Below are 17518 nucleotides of genomic sequence, written 5' to 3'. Positions count from 1 at the left end.
GCGACGCCTGAAGCGAGCTAACGTAACGCGGATGCCAGCGAAAGCAAAAGCAAAACGCAGATGCCAGCGCAAACACAAGCAAACCCACCCACTCGCACCGCGAAATCGCCCCCCCGGATGCCAGCGCAAAGGCCAAAAAAACAAAGCCCGCACATCAAAACATCATGCGCGGGCTCCGCTTAAATCACTACAGTCAGAAGACTTAGACAGTCACAGCTGCCAGCGCGTTATTCAACGTCTTGCTCGGCCGCATAACCGCTTCCAGCTTCGCAAAGTCCGGCTGATAGTAGCCACCGATATCAACACTCTTACCCTGAACGTCCGTCAGTTCCCCAACGATAGTCTTCTCGTTCTCGGTCAGCACCTTGGCCAGCGGGCCAAACTTCGCAGCAAGTTCAGCGTCGTCGGTCTGCGCGGCCAGCTCCTGCGCCCAATACATAGCGAGGTAGAACTGGCTGCCACGGTTGTCGAGCTCGCCCGTCTTCGGCGAGGGGCTCTTGTTGTTGTCGAGCAGCTTACCGGTAGCCGCATCCAGCGTCTTCGCCAGCACCTTGGCGCGTGCATTCCCCGACTTGATACCCAGCTCTTCGAGCGACACAGCCAGCGCCAAAAACTCACCCAGCGAATCCCACCGCAAGTGGTTCTCCTCGACCAGCTGCTTCACGTGCTTCGGCGCCGAGCCGCCCGCACCCGTCTCGTACATGCCGCCGCCCGCCATCAACGGAACGATCGACAGCATCTTCGCGGACGTGCCCAGTTCCATGATCGGGAACAGGTCGGTCAGGTAATCGCGCAGGATGTTGCCCGTCGCCGAAATCGTGTCCAGACCGCGGATCACGCGCTCCAGCGTGTAACGCATCGCACGAACCTGCGACATGATGTGGATCTCGAGACCATCCGTGTCGTGATCCTTCAGGTACGTCTGCACCTTGTGGATCAGTTCGTTTTCATGCGGACGGTACGGGTCGAGCCAGAACACCACGGGCATGCCCGAGTTGCGCGCACGCGTGACCGCGAGCTTGACCCAGTCGCGAATCGGTGCGTCCTTCACAAGGCACATGCGCCAGATGTCGCCCTGCTCGACCTGCTGAGTCAGGCCGCTCAGCACTTCGCCCGTCGCGTTGTCGACGATGCGCGCTTCGCCGTCTTCAGCGATCTCGAAGGTCTTGTCGTGCGAGCCGTATTCTTCCGCCTTCTGCGCCATCAGGCCGACGTTCGGCACCGTGCCCATCGTGCGCGGATCGAATGCGCCGTTGGTCTTGCAGAAGTTGATGATTTCCTGGTAAATGCGCGCAAACGTGCTTTCCGGAATCAGGCACTTGGTATCCGCGGGACGGCCGTCGGCGCCCCACATCTTGCCGCCCGCGCGGATCATCGCGGGCATCGATGCGTCGACGATCACGTCGTTCGGTGCGTGCAGGTTCGAGATGCCCTTGGCCGAATCCACCATCGCCAGCGCGGGGCGGTGCTCGTGGCACGCGTGCATGTCGCGGATCACTTCGTCGCGCTGCGATTCAGGCAGCGATTCGATCTTCGTGTACAGATCGACCAGACCGTTGTTGACGTTCACGCCCAGTTCGTCGAACAGCTTCTGATGCTTCGCGAACGCGTCCTTGTAGAACACCTTGACGGCGTGGCCGAAGACGATCGGGTGCGAAACCTTCATCATCGTCGCCTTCACGTGCAGCGACAGCATCACGCCCGTCTTGCGCGCGTCTTCCATCTGGTCTTCGTAGAATTCGACCAGCGCCTTCTTGCTCATGAACATGCTGTCGACGATCTCGCCGTCCTGCAGCTTGACCTTCGGCTTCAGCACGATCGTCTCGCCACGCTTCGTGACGAGTTCCATGCGGACTTCGCGCGCCTTGTCGTTCGTGATCGACTTTTCGCCGTGGTAGAAGTCGCCGTGCTTCATGTGCGCCACGTGCGTACGTGACGCCATGCTCCACTCGCCCATGCTGTGCGGGTGCTTCTTCGCATAGTTCTTGACGGCGGCGGGCGCGCGGCGGTCCGAGTTGCCTTCGCGCAGAACCGGATTCACCGCGCTGCCGAGGCACTTCGAGTAACGCTTCTGGATCTCTTTTTCTTCGTCGTTCTTCGGGTCTTCCGGATAATCCGGGACCTTGTAGCCCTTCGACTGCAGTTCCTTGATCGCGCTGACGAGCTGGAACACCGACGCCGAAATGTTCGGCAGCTTGATGATGTTGGTGTCCGGGTCTTGCGTCAGGCGCCCCAGCTCGGCCAGATTATCCGGCACGCGCTGTTCCTGCGTCAGGAATTCCGGAAACTCGCCGAGGATACGGCCGGCCACGGAAATGTCGCTGGTCTCGACATGGACGCCAGCCGGAGCGGTAAACGTACGGATGATCGGCAGAAAAGCACTCGTCGCGAGCAGCGGGGCTTCGTCGGTCAGGGTGTAGATGATCGTAGGTTGCTTGTTACTCATCGCTTTGCTCTTGGTCGAGAAAGGTTGGGAAATGCCGCCGGCGACGCCACGGCCGACGCGAATGCCCCGAATTTTGCCTCATTTTGGATTTTGACGGTTTGAATCGTGCCGGTTGAATCGCCTTTAAGGCAAAAAAATGCACGATTTGCGCGGCTTCGCTGCTTTTTCGTCGCCGCAAACGGCACTTCATTGCATTTTACGATTTGGGAACAAGCACAATTATTCCACTCTGCAGCAATGACCGCGATCCGAACCCGATCGAGATTGCGCGCGGCAGATGGCGTGCCGATGAACGATCCCGCAGCGGGGACGCGATCGCGGGTGACGACTGTTCCGCCACCGCGCGGGCGTAGGACGCGGCGTCCGGTCTACACTGTCGCACCATCGATTCTACGGCGGCAGCCGATTCGATACACGATGCCACTCCCGTTCCGCTCGCGCCTCGTCTGCGCCGCCATCGCCTTGTGCGGCGCATCGGCGCATTGCGCCGCGGGCGCGCCGCCATCCGGCCCGACGCCCGACCAGCTCGCCGCGAGCGGCATCCATCACGCGCCGCGCACCGGCAACGGCTACGAGAACAACGACGGGCCGCTCGCGCGCGGCTCGGTATGGGCATGGCGCTGGAACCGCTGGACGCACGGCTTGCCGCCACCGCCCGCGAACGGCTACGCGTTTCCCGTCGATCACCCTGACGTCGCGTGGATCAAGGCGAACCGCAGCGACGACACGATGACGTGGATCGGCCACGCGACCGCCTTGCTGCAGATCAACGGCGTCAACGTGATCACCGATCCGATGTTTTCGGAACGCGCGTCGCCCTTTGCGTTCGCCGGGCCGAAGCGGCGCGTGCCGCCCGGTCTCGCGCTAGAAGAACTGCCGCATATCGACGTCGTGCTGATCTCGCACAGCCACTACGACCACCTCGACACCGCAAGCGTCGAGGCGTTGAACGCGCAGCCCGGCGGGCCGCCGCTCTTTCTGGTGCCGCTCGGCATCAAGGACTGGCTCGCGAAAAAAGGCATCACGAATGCGCAGGAACTGGACTGGGGCGACGAAACCAGCGTCGCCCGTCTCGACTTCTGGTTCGTGCCCGCGACGCACTGGTCCGCGCGCAGCCTGACCGACCGCAACGAGACGCTGTGGGGCGGCTGGGTCGTGAAAACGCCCGCGGGCGCAGCGCACCCCTTCTCCGTGTATTTCGCAGGCGACACCGGCTACTCGAACGACTTCAAGCGGATCGGCACCGCATTCGGCTGCGTCGATCTCGCGTTGATTCCCGTCGGCGCGTACGAGCCGCGCTGGTTCATGGGCCCGCAGCACGTGGACCCGCAGCAGGCCGTGCAGATCTTCCAGGACGTGCACGCAAAAAAGGCGATCGGCATTCACTGGGGCACGTTCGAACTGACCGACGAGGCGCTCGACGAGCCGCCGAAAAAACTCGCCGAAGCAGCTCACGAAGCCGGCCTGCCCGATGATGCATTCACCGTTCTCCATCACGGCCAGATGATCCGCCTCGACGCATCGGCCGATTCACAGCCGACCTGCTCGCGCTAGCACGCGAGCCGCGCTGCACTGTGCCCGTGCAATGCAGTGCAGCAAGCGCGCGTGATTGTCGGTCAACCCACATTCCCCATCACCCGGGCAGCCAGAATCCGGTTAAACCCTGTCGTGCAAGGCACAACGTCGTGTTATTGTCGTACACACACGGGTTCGAGCTTTGCTACGCGGAACTCACGTCATATCCGTTACCTTCGCGAGCGTCGCCATGAGTGATGTACGCCATCTTCTAAGCCAACGCGACCGCGTGGAGCTGCTGTGCTGGCTCACGTGCGGAAGCCTGGGTGCCTGGTATCTGAACGAGACCTGGCCCTCACCGTCCTTCCACGTAGAGGCCGCGCACAAGTGGCTCGACCGGCACGGGCGCACAGCCGACTGGTTATGCATCGCGAGGCTCTCGGCCATCGCGCTCGACATCGCGCAGCGGCACGCATCGTTTGTGGAAGCCGACTGGGCGCGCGATGCCGTCGAAGAAATTCTCGACACCGACGAACTCGACGCTCAGGCGCGCCTCGTCGTCGCCGTGCTCGGCGACTGCGAACGCGCGCTCGCCGACAAGCGCGTCGCCGACTAGCACCTGCGCCCGCCTGCGAACAGCGCGAGCGCCGCATGCTCGCGGCGCGATCACGTTCGCCTTCATGCCTGTCTTGATGTGCACGCGGCTACCTGGTCAGCGGCGAGCCGCGCGTTGACGTCACCGGGCGTAGTCGAGCTTCGGATACCAATGCGGATCGCGACCTTCGGGCGTCATGTCGAAGATCGTCCACATCGGCATCAGATCCGGCGCGCCGCGCGGGTCCTGACCGGGATCGACAGTCGGGAAGCCCATCTCGACCGCATAAAAATGACGGATCGTGCCGTCGCGGCGCGTGAAGACCTGAAACGCCGCGTCGTCGCCGCCGTCGTCGCTGATTGCGCCAAAATCGCGGCTGTACTCGCCGTTCGCGTCCGAATACAGCTTCAGATCGCGCCAGCCGCGCTCCTTTTTGAACGCCAGGAGCCGCTCGATCGGCGAACGCGCGACCACGGCCAGCGCGACGCGCTGCGCGATGTCGCGCGCCTCGCCGTCCCACGCGCTCAGTAGCGACGTGCACATCGGACACGGCCGCTCGCGCTGCGGACCGAACATGTAGCTGTAGATCACGAGCGTGTCCTTGTCGCCGAACAGCCCGGCGAGATCGACGGGTCCCGTTTCGCCGACGAACCGGTAATCGCCCGTCACGTCGCCGCCAGGCGGCAGCGCGCGGCGTTGTTCCGCGACGCGTTCGATATGCCGGCGCAATTCGATTTCCTCCGCGAGCAGTGCGTCGCGGGCGCGGCGGTACTCGACGCTCTCGTTCGGATAGTGCCGGCCGTTGCGCTTGGCCAGCTCGGCGGCGGGCACAAGAGAAGATGCAGAAGACATCAGAGCCTCCCATTCAGTTGACGAGCCACGGGATCAGTCGCGCTCCGGCACGCCGAGCGGAAACAGATGACGATAAGGCCGCGCTTCCTCGACGGCGCGCGCGAACGAAGGCCGTTTCAACAGACGCTTGCGATACGCGACCACGTATTCGAACTTCGGGTCGATCCGGTGCGTCCAGTCCGCATAGAAGAGAAACGGTGCCGCGCCGCAATCCGCGAGACTGAAGTGCTTGCCTGCCGCCCACTCGCGGTCTTTCATCGTGTTGTCGAGCCACGCGTACGCGACATCGAGCAGCGCGCGCGCATCGGCGACGCCGCGGGCATCGCGTTCGCTCTCGCTGCGCAGGCTGTCGAAGACGATCTTCTGCTGCGGCGTGGCGATGTAGTTGTCGAAGAAACGGTCCATGAAACGCACGTCGAGCGCCGCGCGCGGATCGTCGGGAAGCAGTTGGACCGGGCCGGGATGATGCAGGCCGAGATGCTCGATGATGACGGTCGCCTCGGCGATCGTGCGTCCGTCGTCGACGAGCAGCGGAAAGCGCCGGATCGGCCAGCGCGCGGCGAGTTCATCCATCGCGCCGGGTTCGTCGAGCCGGCGGTAGTCGAACGGCGTGCCGTTCTCGTAGAGCGCGGTGAGCGCCTTCTGGCAGTACGAAGAAAACGGATGGGCGTAGAGCGTCAAGGTCATCGTCGTCGTCCTTGCTGGGAAATAGCGGACGATATGCCCGCTTACCATGACGACGAGCGGCGACGACGGGAATCGACATCGCGCGCGAAAAAACATTTGCTGCGCTGCGGCGCAAGCGCTGGGCGTGCCGCGCGTCACCGCGTCAATGCATCAATACGTCAGCGCGGCCCGCTCACTCGCGCAGCGACACCGCCAGCGCGCGAAGCAGCGCGGCGCCGTCGCCTTGCCACGCACTGCCGTGCATGCACGCGAGCGTGTGCGGCTCGAGCGCGGCGAGCCGCTCCAGCATCGCGTCGCCATGTTTCGTGTGCGAGTAGTAATCCATGCTGCGCCGGAACGCCTCGCTGGGACCGAGAATGTCCGCGCCCGTCACGGCGGGCAACTCCGCGCCGCCTTGCGTGAACAGATCGCCGCACAGCAGCGTCTGGGTCGTCTCGTCGAACAGCATCCCGCACTCCCACGCATGCGGCAGATGCGGGGTCGCGAGCCAGCGCAGCCGGTGGCGTCCGAGATCGACGGTTTCGCCGTCTTCGAGGCCGCGCGCGGGCCGGTCGGCGAGATCGTCGATGGACACCAGCTTGGCGACGCCGCTGCACAGCGGCACCGCCTGCGGCGCGGCGGCGAGCCATTCGTTGAGCGAGCCACACTCGTCCGCTTCGACATGCGAGAACGCGATATGCCGCAGCCGCTCGGGCGGCAACACGGACGCGACCGCTTCGCGCACGAGCGCGAACATCCTGCGCGGGCCGGTATGAAAGAGCAGCGGCGCGTCGTCGACGATCAGATACTGGTTGAAGGAGAAGCCGCCCGGCCCGCCTTCGAAGAACACAGGCGTGTTGATCCGGTACATGCCGTCCGCGACTTCATGGACGTTGGTGCCCGACACCGCGTTGGTGACCGTCATGAGCCGACCTCCATGCGCGCTGCGCGCGCAACGATGCGCCGCGCCGACTACGCGCTAACCGCCGAGCGCGGCGAGATTCAACGGATACGAGCGCCCGATCCACGCCGCGCAATCGCGGTGGTCGCGCAGCGCGTTGCCCGTGTTCGGATGGATGAAGACGTCGAGCGCGCCGTGATTGAGCGCGAGCCACGCAAACAGTTCCGCGAGTAGCTCGGGGGCGAAAGCAAGCTGATACGACCACATCGGATGCGGACCGACGGGACGCTCGTGAAAACGCCCCATTTCGAATCTGCCGTGAAACTGCGCCTCGATGGCTTCGCGCAGCGTCCATGCGGCGTCGCGGGTCGCCTGATCGAAATACACATGCGCGTGCCAGCTGGCGATTGCCGTCATGATCCGTTGCGGCCGGGGCCGTCCTTCGTTTCGGGTTGTGCGAGGTTCATCATAGGCGCTCCACCGCTGTATGAACAAACCGGGATTGAACGGAAGCGCGTTTCATCGAATGCCGATGCGCGATTCAATCGCGCCGATCAGCCCTTCGATCCAGCCACGCAGCCACGCATCCGACACCGACACGGGCAGCGAGCGCGCGAGAATGCCGTACACCTGCTTGCGCTGGATCTTCGACACTTTCGACGGTTCCAGCCAGTGCGCGTTATCGACCAGCAGCAGCAATGTTTCGAGTCCGATCACGATCGGCCACACGCACGCGAGACGCAAGCGCAACGAGAAACGCGGAATGGCGAGCGTGTAGTCGAGCGCGGCGCGGAAGTGATCCAGCGACTTGCGCACCAGTTCGTGCATCAAGGGTTGCGCGCGCTGCGATGCTTGCGGCTCCAACAGCGTTTGCGGCGTCAGGCCGTGGCGATCGAGCATCGCGGACGGCAGATAGCATCGGCCGATGCGCAAGTCCTTGCCGCAATCGCGCAGCACGTTGGTCATCTGCAGCGCCTTGCCGAAGCGCACGCCGCGCTCGAGCATCGTGGGCTCGTCGGTTTTCAGCGTGCCAGGCAGATGCGCGTACGTCATCTTCGTCCAGAACTCGCCGACGCAGCCCGCGACCAGATACGTGTAGCGGTCCAGTTCGTCCCATTCGCGCAACGCGACGATGCGGCCCGAGCGTTCGTCGGGGAAGGTGCGCAAGTCGAATTCCATGCCCGTGGTCAGCGTCGTGACGATCTCGCGCACCGCCGCGCGGTCGGAGGCATCGAGTTGCTGAAGCACGTCGAGCGCGGGCGCGATCGATTCGAGCAAGACCTTTTCATCCGATTGCGTCTGCTGCCCCGCCACTTCACTCGCGAGGCGTTGCGCAAGCTCGCCGTCGTCGGTCGCGCCGTTGACCTGCTCGCGCAACGCAAGCAGCAACGCAAGCCGCTGCCCGGGCGGAATCAGCGCGGTATCGGCGATCGTGTCCGCGGCGCGCGCGAGCAGATACGCGAGGCCGATGGGATCGCGCATGCCGGCGGGCAGAATGCGCAACGTCAGATAGAAAGAACGGGAAACCCCTTTGAGCAACGGGCCCAGCAAAAAGGCCCGGGTGGAACTGGACATGTGTTGAGGTCGATCAGGTTGAGTCCGTGCTTCGGTCGGGCACGGACGCGGTGTTGGTGTAGTTCGGCGCTGCCGCATTGTATCCGGCACGCGTGGGACAGGTTGCAAAGCCGGCCCGCCGTGATTCGAAGAGGCACACATAAAACCAACACTTTGTGTGATGTGAACGCGCATTGCGATCACCTTGCGCAAGCTTTCCTGCTAGAATTCAAGCCTCAACGCAGTTGTTCTTCATCCACTCATTCACCCAAGGGAGGCATTCCATGCACGCAATGTACATCGCAGTCTCTCGCGGGATGTCGCGACGCTTCCTCTGCTCCCCTAGCTAGGTTGCCGTCCGCGCTGGCTCGCAAGCGCCCGCGCCTTTATCAGACTACCGGTTTTCTTTGTCGCCGCCGCACGTTGGCGGGCATCGGTCGTCGACTTCCGAATCTCCTGACTGGATAGCGCTGCGCCGCCTCGCGCCGCACGCTGACATACATGGCTAGCAAAAAACTCGACTTTGGCGCGCAAGCGTTCAGAAGCGTTCTCGGCTTCACGTTTCATCACTGGCGCAAGCAGCCCGTGCGCGTGGTTGGCATTGCGTTGTTCGCACTGTCGGCCGCGCTCGCGGATGTGTTGACGCCGCTCTTCGCGGGCCGTCTGGTCGACGCGCTCGCGTCGGGCCGCACGCTCGGCAAGGACGTCGCATCGCATCCGGCGCTGGTCGCGTTCGGCGTGCTGATTGCGCTCGGCATCGGCGGCACGTTGCTGCGGCAACTGGTCTACCGCAGCATCATCGTGATGACGCTCAAGATGATGAGTGAGATCTGCGCGAACGCGTTTCATCGCGTGCAGCGCTTTTCGACGGACTGGCATGCGAACAGCTTCGCCGGCTCGACGGTGCGCAAGATCACGCGCGGCATCTGGGCGCTCGACCTGCTCAACGACACGCTGCTGATCGCGCTGCTGCCTTCGCTGCTGATGCTCGCCGGATCGACCGTGCTGCTCGGCATTCACTGGCCCGTGATGGGCATCGTGGTCGGCGTCGGCTCGCTTACGTATGTCGCGGTGACGGTCGCGCTGTCGCTAGGCTACGTCGCGCCTGCCGCGCGTCTCGGCAATCTGTGGGACACGCGCATGGGCGGCGCGCTCGCCGACGCCGTCAGTTGCAACGCCGTCGTCAAGGCATTCGGCGCGGAAGAACGCGAGGAAAGCCGGCTCGATCGCGTGATCGCCAAGTGGCGGCAGCGCACGCGCCGCACGTGGCAGCGCGGCACGACCAATGGCGGCGTACAGGGCGGCATGCTGGCGCTGATGCAGGCGGCCATTCTCGGCGCGGCACTGCTGCTGTGGCTGCGCGACGAAGCGAGTGTCGGCGACATCACGTATGCGCTGACCACGTTCTTCGTGTTGCAAGGCTATCTGCGCGATGTCGGGATGCATGTGCGCAACCTGCAGCGCTCGGTGAACGACATGGAAGAACTCGTCGCGCTCGAACGCGAGCCGCTCGGTATCGAAGACAAGGCGGGCGCGCCCGCCATCGCTATCGAGCACGGTGAAATCCGCTTCGAGCACGTCACGTTCCGCTATGGCGCGCAGCGCACGGCGCTCTACAACGACTTCTCGCTGCGCATCGCGCCGGGCGAGCGGATCGGCCTCGTGGGGCATTCGGGCTCGGGCAAGACGACGTTCATCAAGTTGATTCAGCGTCTGTACGACATCGACGAAGGCCGCATCACGATCGACGGGCAGAACATCGCCGACGTGCAGCAGGCGTCGCTGCGCCAGCACATCGCCATCGTGCAGCAGGAGCCCGTGCTGTTCCACCGCTCGCTGGCGGAGAACATCGCGTACGCGCGGCCCGGCGCATCGTTCGACGAGATCGTCCAGGCCGCGAAGCTTGCCAGCGCGCACGACTTCATCGACGCGCTGCCGCACGGCTACGACACGCTGGTCGGCGAGCGCGGCGTCAAGCTGTCGGGCGGCGAACGCCAGCGGGTCGCGATCGCGCGGGCGTTCCTCGCCGACGCGCCGGTCCTGATCTTCGACGAAGCCACGTCGAGCCTCGACAGCGAAAGCGAGGTGCTGATCCAGCAGGCGATGGAACGGCTGATGGTCGGACGCACGACGCTCGTCGTCGCGCACCGGCTCTCGACAGTGCGTGCGCTCGACCGTTTGCTGGTGCTCGACAAGGGTCGCGTGGTCGAGGAAGGCAGCCACGAGCAACTGATCCGTATCGACAACGGCGTGTACCGGCGGCTGTTCGAACGGCAGGCGCTGGAGCTGACCAAGGGTCTGCTCGACGACGGGCCCGCGAGCCGCAGCGAGCGGTTTGCCGGCGATCCTAGCCTGATCGCGGGCAAGTGAGCCATCGCTCGATCAACGAGATCAAGGGCGGTTCGATGTTTCGAACCGCCCTTTTTTATGCGCGGATGCAGCAAGCTCCGACGGCTTCCGCTTGCTATCATCTGCGATTCAACGCTTCAGCGAAGCCGCTTCCGGCAACACCGCCATGACCCTGCACATCGACACCCCGCTTCTCGAATCCCAACCGCTCAGCCAGCATCTGGGCCGCCGCGTGCTGCTCAAGATGGACGCGCTGCAGCCGCCCGGCTCGTTCAAGATCCGCGGCATCGGCTACGCGTGCGAAGAACACGCGAAGCGTGGCAAGCGCCGCTTCGTGTCGTCGTCGGGCGGCAACGCGGGCATCGCGGTCGCGTATGCGGGCCGCGCGCTGTCGATCCCCGTCACGGTCGTCGTGCCGCAAAGCACGGGCGAGCGCGCAAAGGAACTGATCGGCTTGCAAGGCGCGGAGGTGATCGTGCACGGCGCGACCTGGCAGGAAGCGAACGCGTTCGCGCTCGAACAGGCCGGTCCCGACGACGCGTTCATTCATCCGTTCGACGACCCGCTCCTGTGGCACGGTCATGCGTCGATGATCGACGAGGTCGTGCGGGCGGGTGCGAAGTTCGATGCCGTCGTGCTGTCGGTGGGCGGCGGCGGGTTGATGGCGGGTGCGATCGAAGGCCTGCGGCGTAACGGTCTCGGCCATGTGCCGCTGATCGCGGTCGAAACGGCGGGCGCGTCGTCGCTGGCGCAGTCAGTGCGCGCGGACCGGCGGATCGAGCTGCCGGGTATTACGAGCATCGCGACGTCGCTGGGTGCGAAGCAGGTCTGCGAGCAGGCGTTCATGCTGACGCAGACGCACCCTGTCGAATGCGTGGTGGTGTCGGACGCCGAAGCCGTGGATGCGTCGCGCCGTTTCGTCGACGATCACCGCGTGCTCGTCGAGCCCGCTTGCGGCGCGAGCCTCGCCCTCGTCTACGGGCAGACGGATGCGCTGCAACGCTTCGACACCGTGCTCGTGATCGTGTGCGGCGGGGCGACTACGACCATCGAGCAACTGGAACGCTGGCATCGCGAGATGGCGTGAGCGCCGCACGGACCTCACGCCTTCCCGGCTCGCCCGTCACAGCGCGGCGAGCAGCGTTTCGACGCCGCGCAGGTTGTTCCGCCTGCGCCACTGCAATGCGTCGAGATTCGTCAGACGCAGCTGAGGCAACCGTGTCAGCAGCTTGTGCAGCGCGATTTCGAGTTCCATCATCGCGAGGCGCGCGCCGAGGCAGTAGTGAATGCCCGCGCCGAACGTCAGCAGATGGCCTGACGGCTCGCGGCCGATATCGAGTGTATCCGGCGCGTCGAAACGCTCCGGGTCGCGATTGGCCGAACCGAGCAGCATGAAAACGATCGAGCCGCGCGGCAGCGTCTGCCCTTCCACCTCGATATCGTCGAATGCGGTGCGCACGACCATTTGCACGGCCGTGTCATAGCGCGCGCATTCGGCCACCGCCTTCGATACCAGCGAGAGATCGCCGCGCAACCGCTCCAGTTGCGCCGGATGCCGATGCAGCGCGATCAGCGCATTGCCCAGCATGTTCGACGTGGTCTCGTGCCCCGCGACGAACAGCAAGATCACGTTCGACACGATCTCGTCTTCCGACAACCGCTCGCCGCCCTCTTCCGCCTGGATCAACGACGACACGATGTCGTGGCCGGGCGCCGCGCGCCGTTGCGCGATCACCGCGCGGAAATACTGTTCGAGCTCGAGCGCCGCCTGGTTTGCGTGCGCGAGCGCGTCGGCGGACATCGGCGCGAGATCGAACGCCGACACCAGCAGGCTCGCCGCGTCGCCGAAGCGCACGCCATCCTCGACGGGCACATCGAGCAGCCGGCAGATGATCTGCAATGGCAGCGGCATCGCGAACTCGCTGACCAGATCGACTTCAGGCTTGCCTTGCATCGCGTCGATCAGACTGTCGGTCGTTTCTTCGGCGATGGCGCGCAGCGTTTCGATCTGCCGCGCATTGAATGCCTTCATCAGCAGCGCGCGCAGGCGCGTGTGGGCGGGCGGGTTCATCATCAGGAACGTGCGTTCGAGCGCCTGAAACACCGGCTGTTCGCGGGCACTCTCGCCGTAGCGCGCGACCACGCTGGGCATGTATGTCTTGCCCATGCGGCGGTCGGGCAACAGTGCGTCGATGACGGCGTGGCGGCCCGTCAGCATGATGCTGGGCGCGAGCGGCACGAAGGCGCCCGCGCTGCGGATGCCTTCATAGAACGGATACGGATTGTCGAAGTAAGCCGGGGACGACAGATCGGTGAATTTCATGCTTTGATGCGCGGGGCTTAAAGGATTGAAGGTGCAGCGTCAGTCGAGAGGATACAGCCCACGCACGCGAGCGTGCAGACGAGCGAGCCCGAACAGCGCGTTCGCATACGGCGTGTCGACACCCGTCAGCTTGCCCAGTTCGCACACTGCGCCGACCAGCGCATCGAGTTCGACGGCCTTGCCCGCTTCGACGTCCTGCAACATCGACGTGCGCATTGCGCCCAGTTTGAGCGTCACGGCGTGACGGTCTTCGGGCGCCTGCTCGATGGGGATGCCGAACCGCGCGCCGATGGCTTTCGCTTCGAGCATCACGCGCGTGACGAAATCGCGCGCGAGCGGGTCGCTGAGAATCTTGTCGGTGGTCGCGCCCGTGATTGCGCTGATGGGGTTCATCGTCATGTTGCCCCATAGCTTGTACCAGACGTCGCGCTGGATCTGATCGGTCGCGCTCGCATCGAAGCCGGCCTTGCGCAACAGTTCGACGAGCGACGCCACCCGCTCGCTCGCCCGTCCCGTCGCTTCGCCGACGATCAAGCCGCGTCCCTGATGATGCGCGACGACGCCCGGCGCGTCGACACGGCAGCTCGCATGCACGACGCATCCGAGCGTGCGTTCAGCTGGGATCGTGGCGGCAATCGAGCCGTCGGGATCGACGCAAGCGAGCCGCGCGCCCGCGAACTCGCCCTGCAAGCCCGCACAGAACCACCACGGCACGCCGTTCATCGCTGTCAGCACGAGCGTATTCGCGCCGAGCAGCGGCCCGATATGCTGCGCGACGGCGGCCATGCCGGGCGCTTTCACCGCGACGACCACCAGATCCTGCACGCCGAGCGTTTCCGGCTTGTCGCTCGCCTGCACGCGGACCGCGTGCGTCTCGCCGTTTTCCTTCAGGCGCAAGCCGTGTTCGCGCAACGCGTCGAGCGTCGCGCCGCGCGCCACCACGCTCACCTCGCAGCCCGCCTGCGCGAGCTTCACACCCATCCATCCGCCGATCGCGCCGGCGCCGTAAATGCAAACCTTCATTGTTGTTCTTCCTCAATCCTTGTAGCTGGCGTCGATTCTATCGACCTTGCGCACCAGCGCGTCGAACACGTCCTGCCCCGCGCCGTAGCGCACGTCGAACTGCAGCGCGTCGCGCGAGCATTGCGCGGCGACCGCCTCGGGCACGGGCCGCGCGCGCCCCATCGCGAACGTCGCAACCTGAATCTCGCACGCGCGGTTCAGCGTCCACAGAATCGCGAACGCCTGCGGCAATGTCGTGCCCCACGACAGCAGCCCGTGATTGCGCAGAATCACCGCCTGCCGGTCGCCGATATGTTCGACGAGGCGTGGCCCTTCCTCAGCGTGAATCGTGATGCCTTCGAAGTCGTGATACGCAATGCGTTCATGCAACTGCGCGCTGTAGAAGTTGGTCTGCTGCAAGCCGTCTTCCGAGCAGGCGACTGCAACGCCCGCCGTGGTATGCGTATGCATCACGCAATGCGCATCGGGTATGCCTTCGTGCAGCGCCGCGTGCACGGTGAAGCCTGCGGGATTCACCGGATACGTCGAGCCGTCGAGAATGCGCCCTTGCGCATCGATCTTTACCAGATTGCGCGCCGTCACTTCACTGTAATGCAGGCCAAATGGATTGATCAGGAACTGCTTCGCTTCGCCCGCCACGCTTTCGGGCAGGCGCACCGTGATGTGGTTGTAGATCAGCTCCGTCCAGCCCAGCATATCGAAGACGCGATAACAGGCGGCCAATTGAACGCGCGCCTGCCATTCGTCGGGGTGCATCGCCGCCGTGCCCGAGGCCCGCTCGTCTCGCTCCATGATCTCCATCTCGTGCCTCCTTACTGGCGTGCGCCCGACCCGGCGACAGCCGCGATCGCCGATGCCACGTACGCGACGTTGTTGCGGTTCAGACCGGCGACACACATACGCCCCGAGCGCAGCAGATAGATGCCGTGTTCCAGCCGCAGCGTTTCGACCTGTTCGGGCGACAGTCCCGTGTAGGTGAACATGCCGACCTGTGCGATGTAACGCGCGCGCATCACTTCATCGACACGACCGGCAAGCCCATCGTGAATGGCGTGACGCATCGCATGAATACGCTCGCGCATCACGCGTAGTTCGTCGTCCCACGACGCGCGCAGCTTCGCGTCGCCGAGCACGCCCGCAACGAGCCGCGCGCCGTGCATCGGCGGATTGCTATAGTTCGCGCGGATCGTGAAGGTCAGCTGGCCGAGCACGCGCTGCGCTTCGGCTGCGTCCTTGCAGAGGACGCTCAGCGCGCCGCAACGCTCGCCGTACAGCGAGAAATTCTTCGAGAACGAGTTCGCGACGATCATCGGCACGTCGGCGTCCGCGAGCATGCGCACGCAGGCGGCATCTTCTTCGAGGCCGTCGCCGAAACCCTGATACGCCATGTCGACGAACGCGATCAGATTGCGACGCTGCAGCACGGGCACCAGTTCGCGCCACTGATCGGCCGTCAGGTCGACGCCTGTCGGGTTGTGGCAGCACGCATGCAGCAGCACGATGCTGCGTTCCGGCAGCGAGTCGATCGTGTCGCGCATTGCGTCGAAGCGAAGACCGCCCGTTGCGTCGTCGTAATACGGATAGGTGTTGACCGTGTGGCCCGCTGCTTCGAACACGACGCGATGGTTTTCCCAGCTCGGATCGCTCAGCCACACTTGCGAGCCCGCGAAGTGACGCTTGAGGAAATCCGCGCCGACTTTCAGTGCGCCCGAGCCGCCCACCGTCTGAACCGTCGCGATGCGCCCCGCGGCGCGCGCGGCGCTCGCGGCGCCGAACACGAGCGTCTGCGCGGCGTCGCGGTACGACGGCAGGCCCGACATCGGCAGATAGGAGCGCGGCGTGCCTTGGGCGACGATGGCCGCCTCGGCTTCGCGCACCGATGCCATGACGGGCAGCGTGCCGTTTTCGTCGAAGTAGATGCCGATGCTCAGATTGACCTTGTTGGTGCGCGGATCGCGCTGGAAGTCCTCGTTGAGGCTCAGGATGGGATCGCCGGGATACGCGGGGATGTGTTCGAACATGGTTGTGTCTCAGTCTATGTGTGCTGGATGTTGCTGAACTGTGCGAGAGGTTGCGAGGGCATGCACCGACGCGTGCGAAACAGTGTGTCGAAAAGCGCTTCCTGTCACAATCAATCGATTCTGCACGATTCGTAAGTTACGCTTTAGAATCGACGGATGGCCCTCACACGCATCACCATACGCCAGTTCGAGGCGTTTCTCGCGATTGTCGATCAGAACGGCATTGCCGCTGCGGCGCAGCGGCTGGGGCTGACCTCGTCGGCCGTGAGCCAGTTGCTGGCGGAGCTGGAGCGCGAACTGGGCTTTCGGCTGTTCGACCGCACGACGCGGCGCGTGAGTCTTTCGACGGCGGGTCGGGATTTTCTCTCTTCGGCGGAATCGGTGCTGCGGCATTTGCGTGCCGCCGAGCAGACGGCGAGCGACATCCGCAACCGTGCGGCGGGCATCGTGCGGGTCGGTGCGCCGCTGGTGCTGGCGAGCACGGCGATTCCGTTTGCGATAGCGGGCTATGCGACTGAGAAGCCGAAGGTCGTGGTGCGGGTCGTCGATACGGATGTCGAGCAGCTGGTGGAGCGTGTTGCTAGCGGCGACGTCGATCTTGCCGTGGGCCCCGACCGCGCGACGGGCGACCGCGTGCAGCGCGAGCCGATCTTTCAGAGCCCGTGGGTGTTGTGGTGCGCTGAGCAGCATCCGCTGGCGCGGAAGAGGCGCTTGCGGTGGCAAGATCTGCATGGCACGCCGATCGTCGCGACGGGCCGCGATCATGAAGCGAGTGTCGCACAAATGTTGGTCGATCAGCCGTCCGATGCGCGGATTGCGCCCGTTGAGGTTGTCGATAATGTGACTACCGCGTTTGGGCTCGTTGCGCAGGGGCTTGCTGTTACGCTCGCGCCGCTTTATGTGAAGCCGCTTGCGCAGACGTTTGGGCTGGTGATGCGGCGCGTCGTCGAGCCGGAGACGATTCGGGAAGTGTGTGTCTATCGGCCTGTTGATCGGTCGTTGTCGCCGCCTGCTGATGGGTTTGCGCAGTTTCTTGGGGTTTGTTTGAAGATCTGGGATCGGAAGACGCAAAGCGGGATTGGAGTGAAGTGAGATAGCGCTGCGCGCGCTGGGCGGTTTTGGGTTTTGGTTTTGGGTTTTTTGTTTTGTGCCTACGGGCTCGCATGCGCGTTATGGCTTCTTATGGTTATGCGCTGCCTCTGTCCATTTACCTTTGCTTTTGCGCTGGCATCCGCGATTCGTTAGCTCGCTTCAAGCGTCGCCCCTGTGCGGG

15 protein-coding genes are annotated in these 17518 nt (G+C 64.4%); 5 read left to right on the top strand and 10 right to left on the bottom strand.

Translation table 11 applies throughout. The annotated features are described in order from the left end of the window. Nucleotides 1-202 precede the first annotated feature (202 nt). Nucleotides 203-2446 carry an NADP-dependent isocitrate dehydrogenase gene (locus KFO72_RS36980; RefSeq protein WP_054934787.1) on the bottom strand — a complete coding sequence of 748 codons (2244 nt, stop codon included), beginning with the start codon at nucleotides 2444-2446 and terminating at the stop codon, nucleotides 203-205. 417 nt (nucleotides 2447-2863) lie between these two features. Between KFO72_RS36980 and KFO72_RS36975 the strand changes: the two genes are divergently transcribed. Together KFO72_RS36975 and KFO72_RS36970 are read left to right on the top strand one after the other, a co-directional pair. Beyond that, entirely contained in the window at nucleotides 2864-4000 is a 1137-nt protein-coding gene (locus KFO72_RS36975; RefSeq protein ID WP_225034160.1) for an MBL fold metallo-hydrolase, read from the top strand. Nucleotides 4001-4211: 211 nt separating this feature from the next. After that, on the top strand, nucleotides 4212-4577 hold the full coding sequence (locus KFO72_RS36970; RefSeq protein ID WP_035989657.1) for a hypothetical protein: 366 nt from the start codon (nucleotides 4212-4214) through the stop codon (nucleotides 4575-4577). Between the two features lie 120 nt (nucleotides 4578-4697). Here KFO72_RS36970 and KFO72_RS36965 read toward each other — a convergent pair whose 3' ends face one another. The 5 genes from KFO72_RS36965 to KFO72_RS36945 all read right to left on the bottom strand — a co-directional run bounded on the left by KFO72_RS36965 (nucleotide 4698) and on the right by KFO72_RS36945 (nucleotide 8550). Next, nucleotides 4698-5408, bottom strand: coding sequence for a DUF899 domain-containing protein (locus tag KFO72_RS36965; protein WP_225034159.1), 711 nt, complete (start codon nucleotides 5406-5408; stop codon nucleotides 4698-4700). A 33-nt stretch (nucleotides 5409-5441) separates the two neighbouring features. Next, entirely contained in the window at nucleotides 5442-6095 is a 654-nt protein-coding gene (locus KFO72_RS36960) for a glutathione S-transferase family protein (protein WP_176055541.1), read from the bottom strand. 172 nt (nucleotides 6096-6267) lie between these two features. Next, entirely contained in the window at nucleotides 6268-6999 is a 732-nt protein-coding gene (locus tag KFO72_RS36955; protein ID WP_225034158.1) for an FprA family A-type flavoprotein, read from the bottom strand. A 54-nt stretch (nucleotides 7000-7053) separates the two neighbouring features. Further along, entirely contained in the window at nucleotides 7054-7392 is a 339-nt protein-coding gene (locus KFO72_RS36950) for a DOPA 4,5-dioxygenase family protein (RefSeq protein WP_035989648.1), read from the bottom strand. Nucleotides 7393-7494: 102 nt separating this feature from the next. Continuing rightward, nucleotides 7495-8550 carry a phytoene/squalene synthase family protein gene (locus tag KFO72_RS36945; RefSeq protein ID WP_225034157.1) on the bottom strand — a complete coding sequence of 352 codons (1056 nt, stop codon included), beginning with the start codon at nucleotides 8548-8550 and terminating at the stop codon, nucleotides 7495-7497. Nucleotides 8551-9030: 480 nt separating this feature from the next. On the opposite strand from KFO72_RS36945, the gene KFO72_RS36940 reads away from it, so the two are divergent. Both KFO72_RS36940 and KFO72_RS36935 read left to right on the top strand, forming a co-directional pair. Next, entirely contained in the window at nucleotides 9031-10899 is a 1869-nt protein-coding gene (locus tag KFO72_RS36940; RefSeq protein ID WP_060602865.1) for an ABC transporter ATP-binding protein, read from the top strand. Nucleotides 10900-11044: 145 nt separating this feature from the next. After that, nucleotides 11045-11965: a pyridoxal-phosphate dependent enzyme gene (locus KFO72_RS36935; protein ID WP_062916488.1), complete on the top strand. Its 921-nt coding sequence runs from the start codon at nucleotides 11045-11047 to the stop codon at nucleotides 11963-11965. 36 nt (nucleotides 11966-12001) lie between these two features. Here the strand turns inward: KFO72_RS36935 and KFO72_RS36930 are convergent, their stop codons facing one another. The 4 genes from KFO72_RS36930 to KFO72_RS36915 are packed head-to-tail and all read right to left on the bottom strand — an operon-like array spanning nucleotide 12002 to nucleotide 16245. Continuing rightward, complete coding sequence (locus KFO72_RS36930; RefSeq protein ID WP_225034156.1) at nucleotides 12002-13201, bottom strand: cytochrome P450; 1200 nt, start codon at nucleotides 13199-13201, stop codon at nucleotides 12002-12004. Between the two features lie 39 nt (nucleotides 13202-13240). Further along, the gene (locus KFO72_RS36925) at nucleotides 13241-14224 is read right to left on the bottom strand and encodes a 2-dehydropantoate 2-reductase (RefSeq protein ID WP_176055544.1); all 984 of its coding nucleotides are present in this window, start codon (nucleotides 14222-14224) and stop codon (nucleotides 13241-13243) included. A 12-nt stretch (nucleotides 14225-14236) separates the two neighbouring features. Then, nucleotides 14237-15025 (bottom strand): class II aldolase/adducin family protein, encoded by a 789-nt coding sequence (locus KFO72_RS36920; protein ID WP_060602877.1) that lies wholly within the window; start codon nucleotides 15023-15025, stop codon nucleotides 14237-14239. Between the two features lie 11 nt (nucleotides 15026-15036). Next, nucleotides 15037-16245, bottom strand: coding sequence for an amino acid aminotransferase (locus KFO72_RS36915; protein WP_225034155.1), 1209 nt, complete (start codon nucleotides 16243-16245; stop codon nucleotides 15037-15039). A gap of 156 nt (nucleotides 16246-16401) precedes the next feature. Between KFO72_RS36915 and KFO72_RS36910 the strand changes: the two genes are divergently transcribed. Further along, nucleotides 16402-17337 carry a LysR family transcriptional regulator gene (locus KFO72_RS36910; RefSeq protein ID WP_060602882.1) on the top strand — a complete coding sequence of 312 codons (936 nt, stop codon included), beginning with the start codon at nucleotides 16402-16404 and terminating at the stop codon, nucleotides 17335-17337. Nucleotides 17338-17518: the final 181 nt, after the last annotated feature.

This window comes from Paraburkholderia sp. XV (assembly GCF_020177535.1).
Classification (GTDB): domain Bacteria; phylum Pseudomonadota; class Gammaproteobacteria; order Burkholderiales; family Burkholderiaceae; genus Paraburkholderia; species Paraburkholderia caribensis.
The sequence above is the reverse complement of the archived record's forward strand: the minus strand, read 5'-3'. Positions and strand labels throughout refer to the sequence as shown.

What these genes read in the sequence shown, in the direction of transcription:
- KFO72_RS36980 (WP_054934787.1), bottom strand. Translation starts at nt 2,446, where the DNA reads ATGAGTAACAAGCAACCTACGATCATCTACACCCTGACCGACGAAGCC.
- KFO72_RS36975 (WP_225034160.1), top strand. Translation starts at nt 2,864, where the DNA reads ATGCCACTCCCGTTCCGCTCGCGCCTCGTCTGCGCCGCCATCGCCTTG.
- KFO72_RS36970 (WP_035989657.1), top strand. Translation starts at nt 4,212, where the DNA reads ATGAGTGATGTACGCCATCTTCTAAGCCAACGCGACCGCGTGGAGCTG.
- KFO72_RS36965 (WP_225034159.1), bottom strand. Translation starts at nt 5,408, where the DNA reads ATGTCTTCTGCATCTTCTCTTGTGCCCGCCGCCGAGCTGGCCAAGCGC.
- KFO72_RS36960 (WP_176055541.1), bottom strand. Translation starts at nt 6,095, where the DNA reads ATGACCTTGACGCTCTACGCCCATCCGTTTTCTTCGTACTGCCAGAAG.
- KFO72_RS36955 (WP_225034158.1), bottom strand. Translation starts at nt 6,999, where the DNA reads ATGACGGTCACCAACGCGGTGTCGGGCACCAACGTCCATGAAGTCGCG.
- KFO72_RS36950 (WP_035989648.1), bottom strand. Translation starts at nt 7,392, where the DNA reads ATGACGGCAATCGCCAGCTGGCACGCGCATGTGTATTTCGATCAGGCG.
- KFO72_RS36945 (WP_225034157.1), bottom strand. Translation starts at nt 8,550, where the DNA reads ATGTCCAGTTCCACCCGGGCCTTTTTGCTGGGCCCGTTGCTCAAAGGG.
- KFO72_RS36940 (WP_060602865.1), top strand. Translation starts at nt 9,031, where the DNA reads ATGGCTAGCAAAAAACTCGACTTTGGCGCGCAAGCGTTCAGAAGCGTT.
- KFO72_RS36935 (WP_062916488.1), top strand. Translation starts at nt 11,045, where the DNA reads ATGACCCTGCACATCGACACCCCGCTTCTCGAATCCCAACCGCTCAGC.
- KFO72_RS36930 (WP_225034156.1), bottom strand. Translation starts at nt 13,201, where the DNA reads ATGAAATTCACCGATCTGTCGTCCCCGGCTTACTTCGACAATCCGTAT.
- KFO72_RS36925 (WP_176055544.1), bottom strand. Translation starts at nt 14,224, where the DNA reads ATGAAGGTTTGCATTTACGGCGCCGGCGCGATCGGCGGATGGATGGGT.
- KFO72_RS36920 (WP_060602877.1), bottom strand. Translation starts at nt 15,025, where the DNA reads ATGGAGATCATGGAGCGAGACGAGCGGGCCTCGGGCACGGCGGCGATG.
- KFO72_RS36915 (WP_225034155.1), bottom strand. Translation starts at nt 16,245, where the DNA reads ATGTTCGAACACATCCCCGCGTATCCCGGCGATCCCATCCTGAGCCTC.
- KFO72_RS36910 (WP_060602882.1), top strand. Translation starts at nt 16,402, where the DNA reads ATGGCCCTCACACGCATCACCATACGCCAGTTCGAGGCGTTTCTCGCG.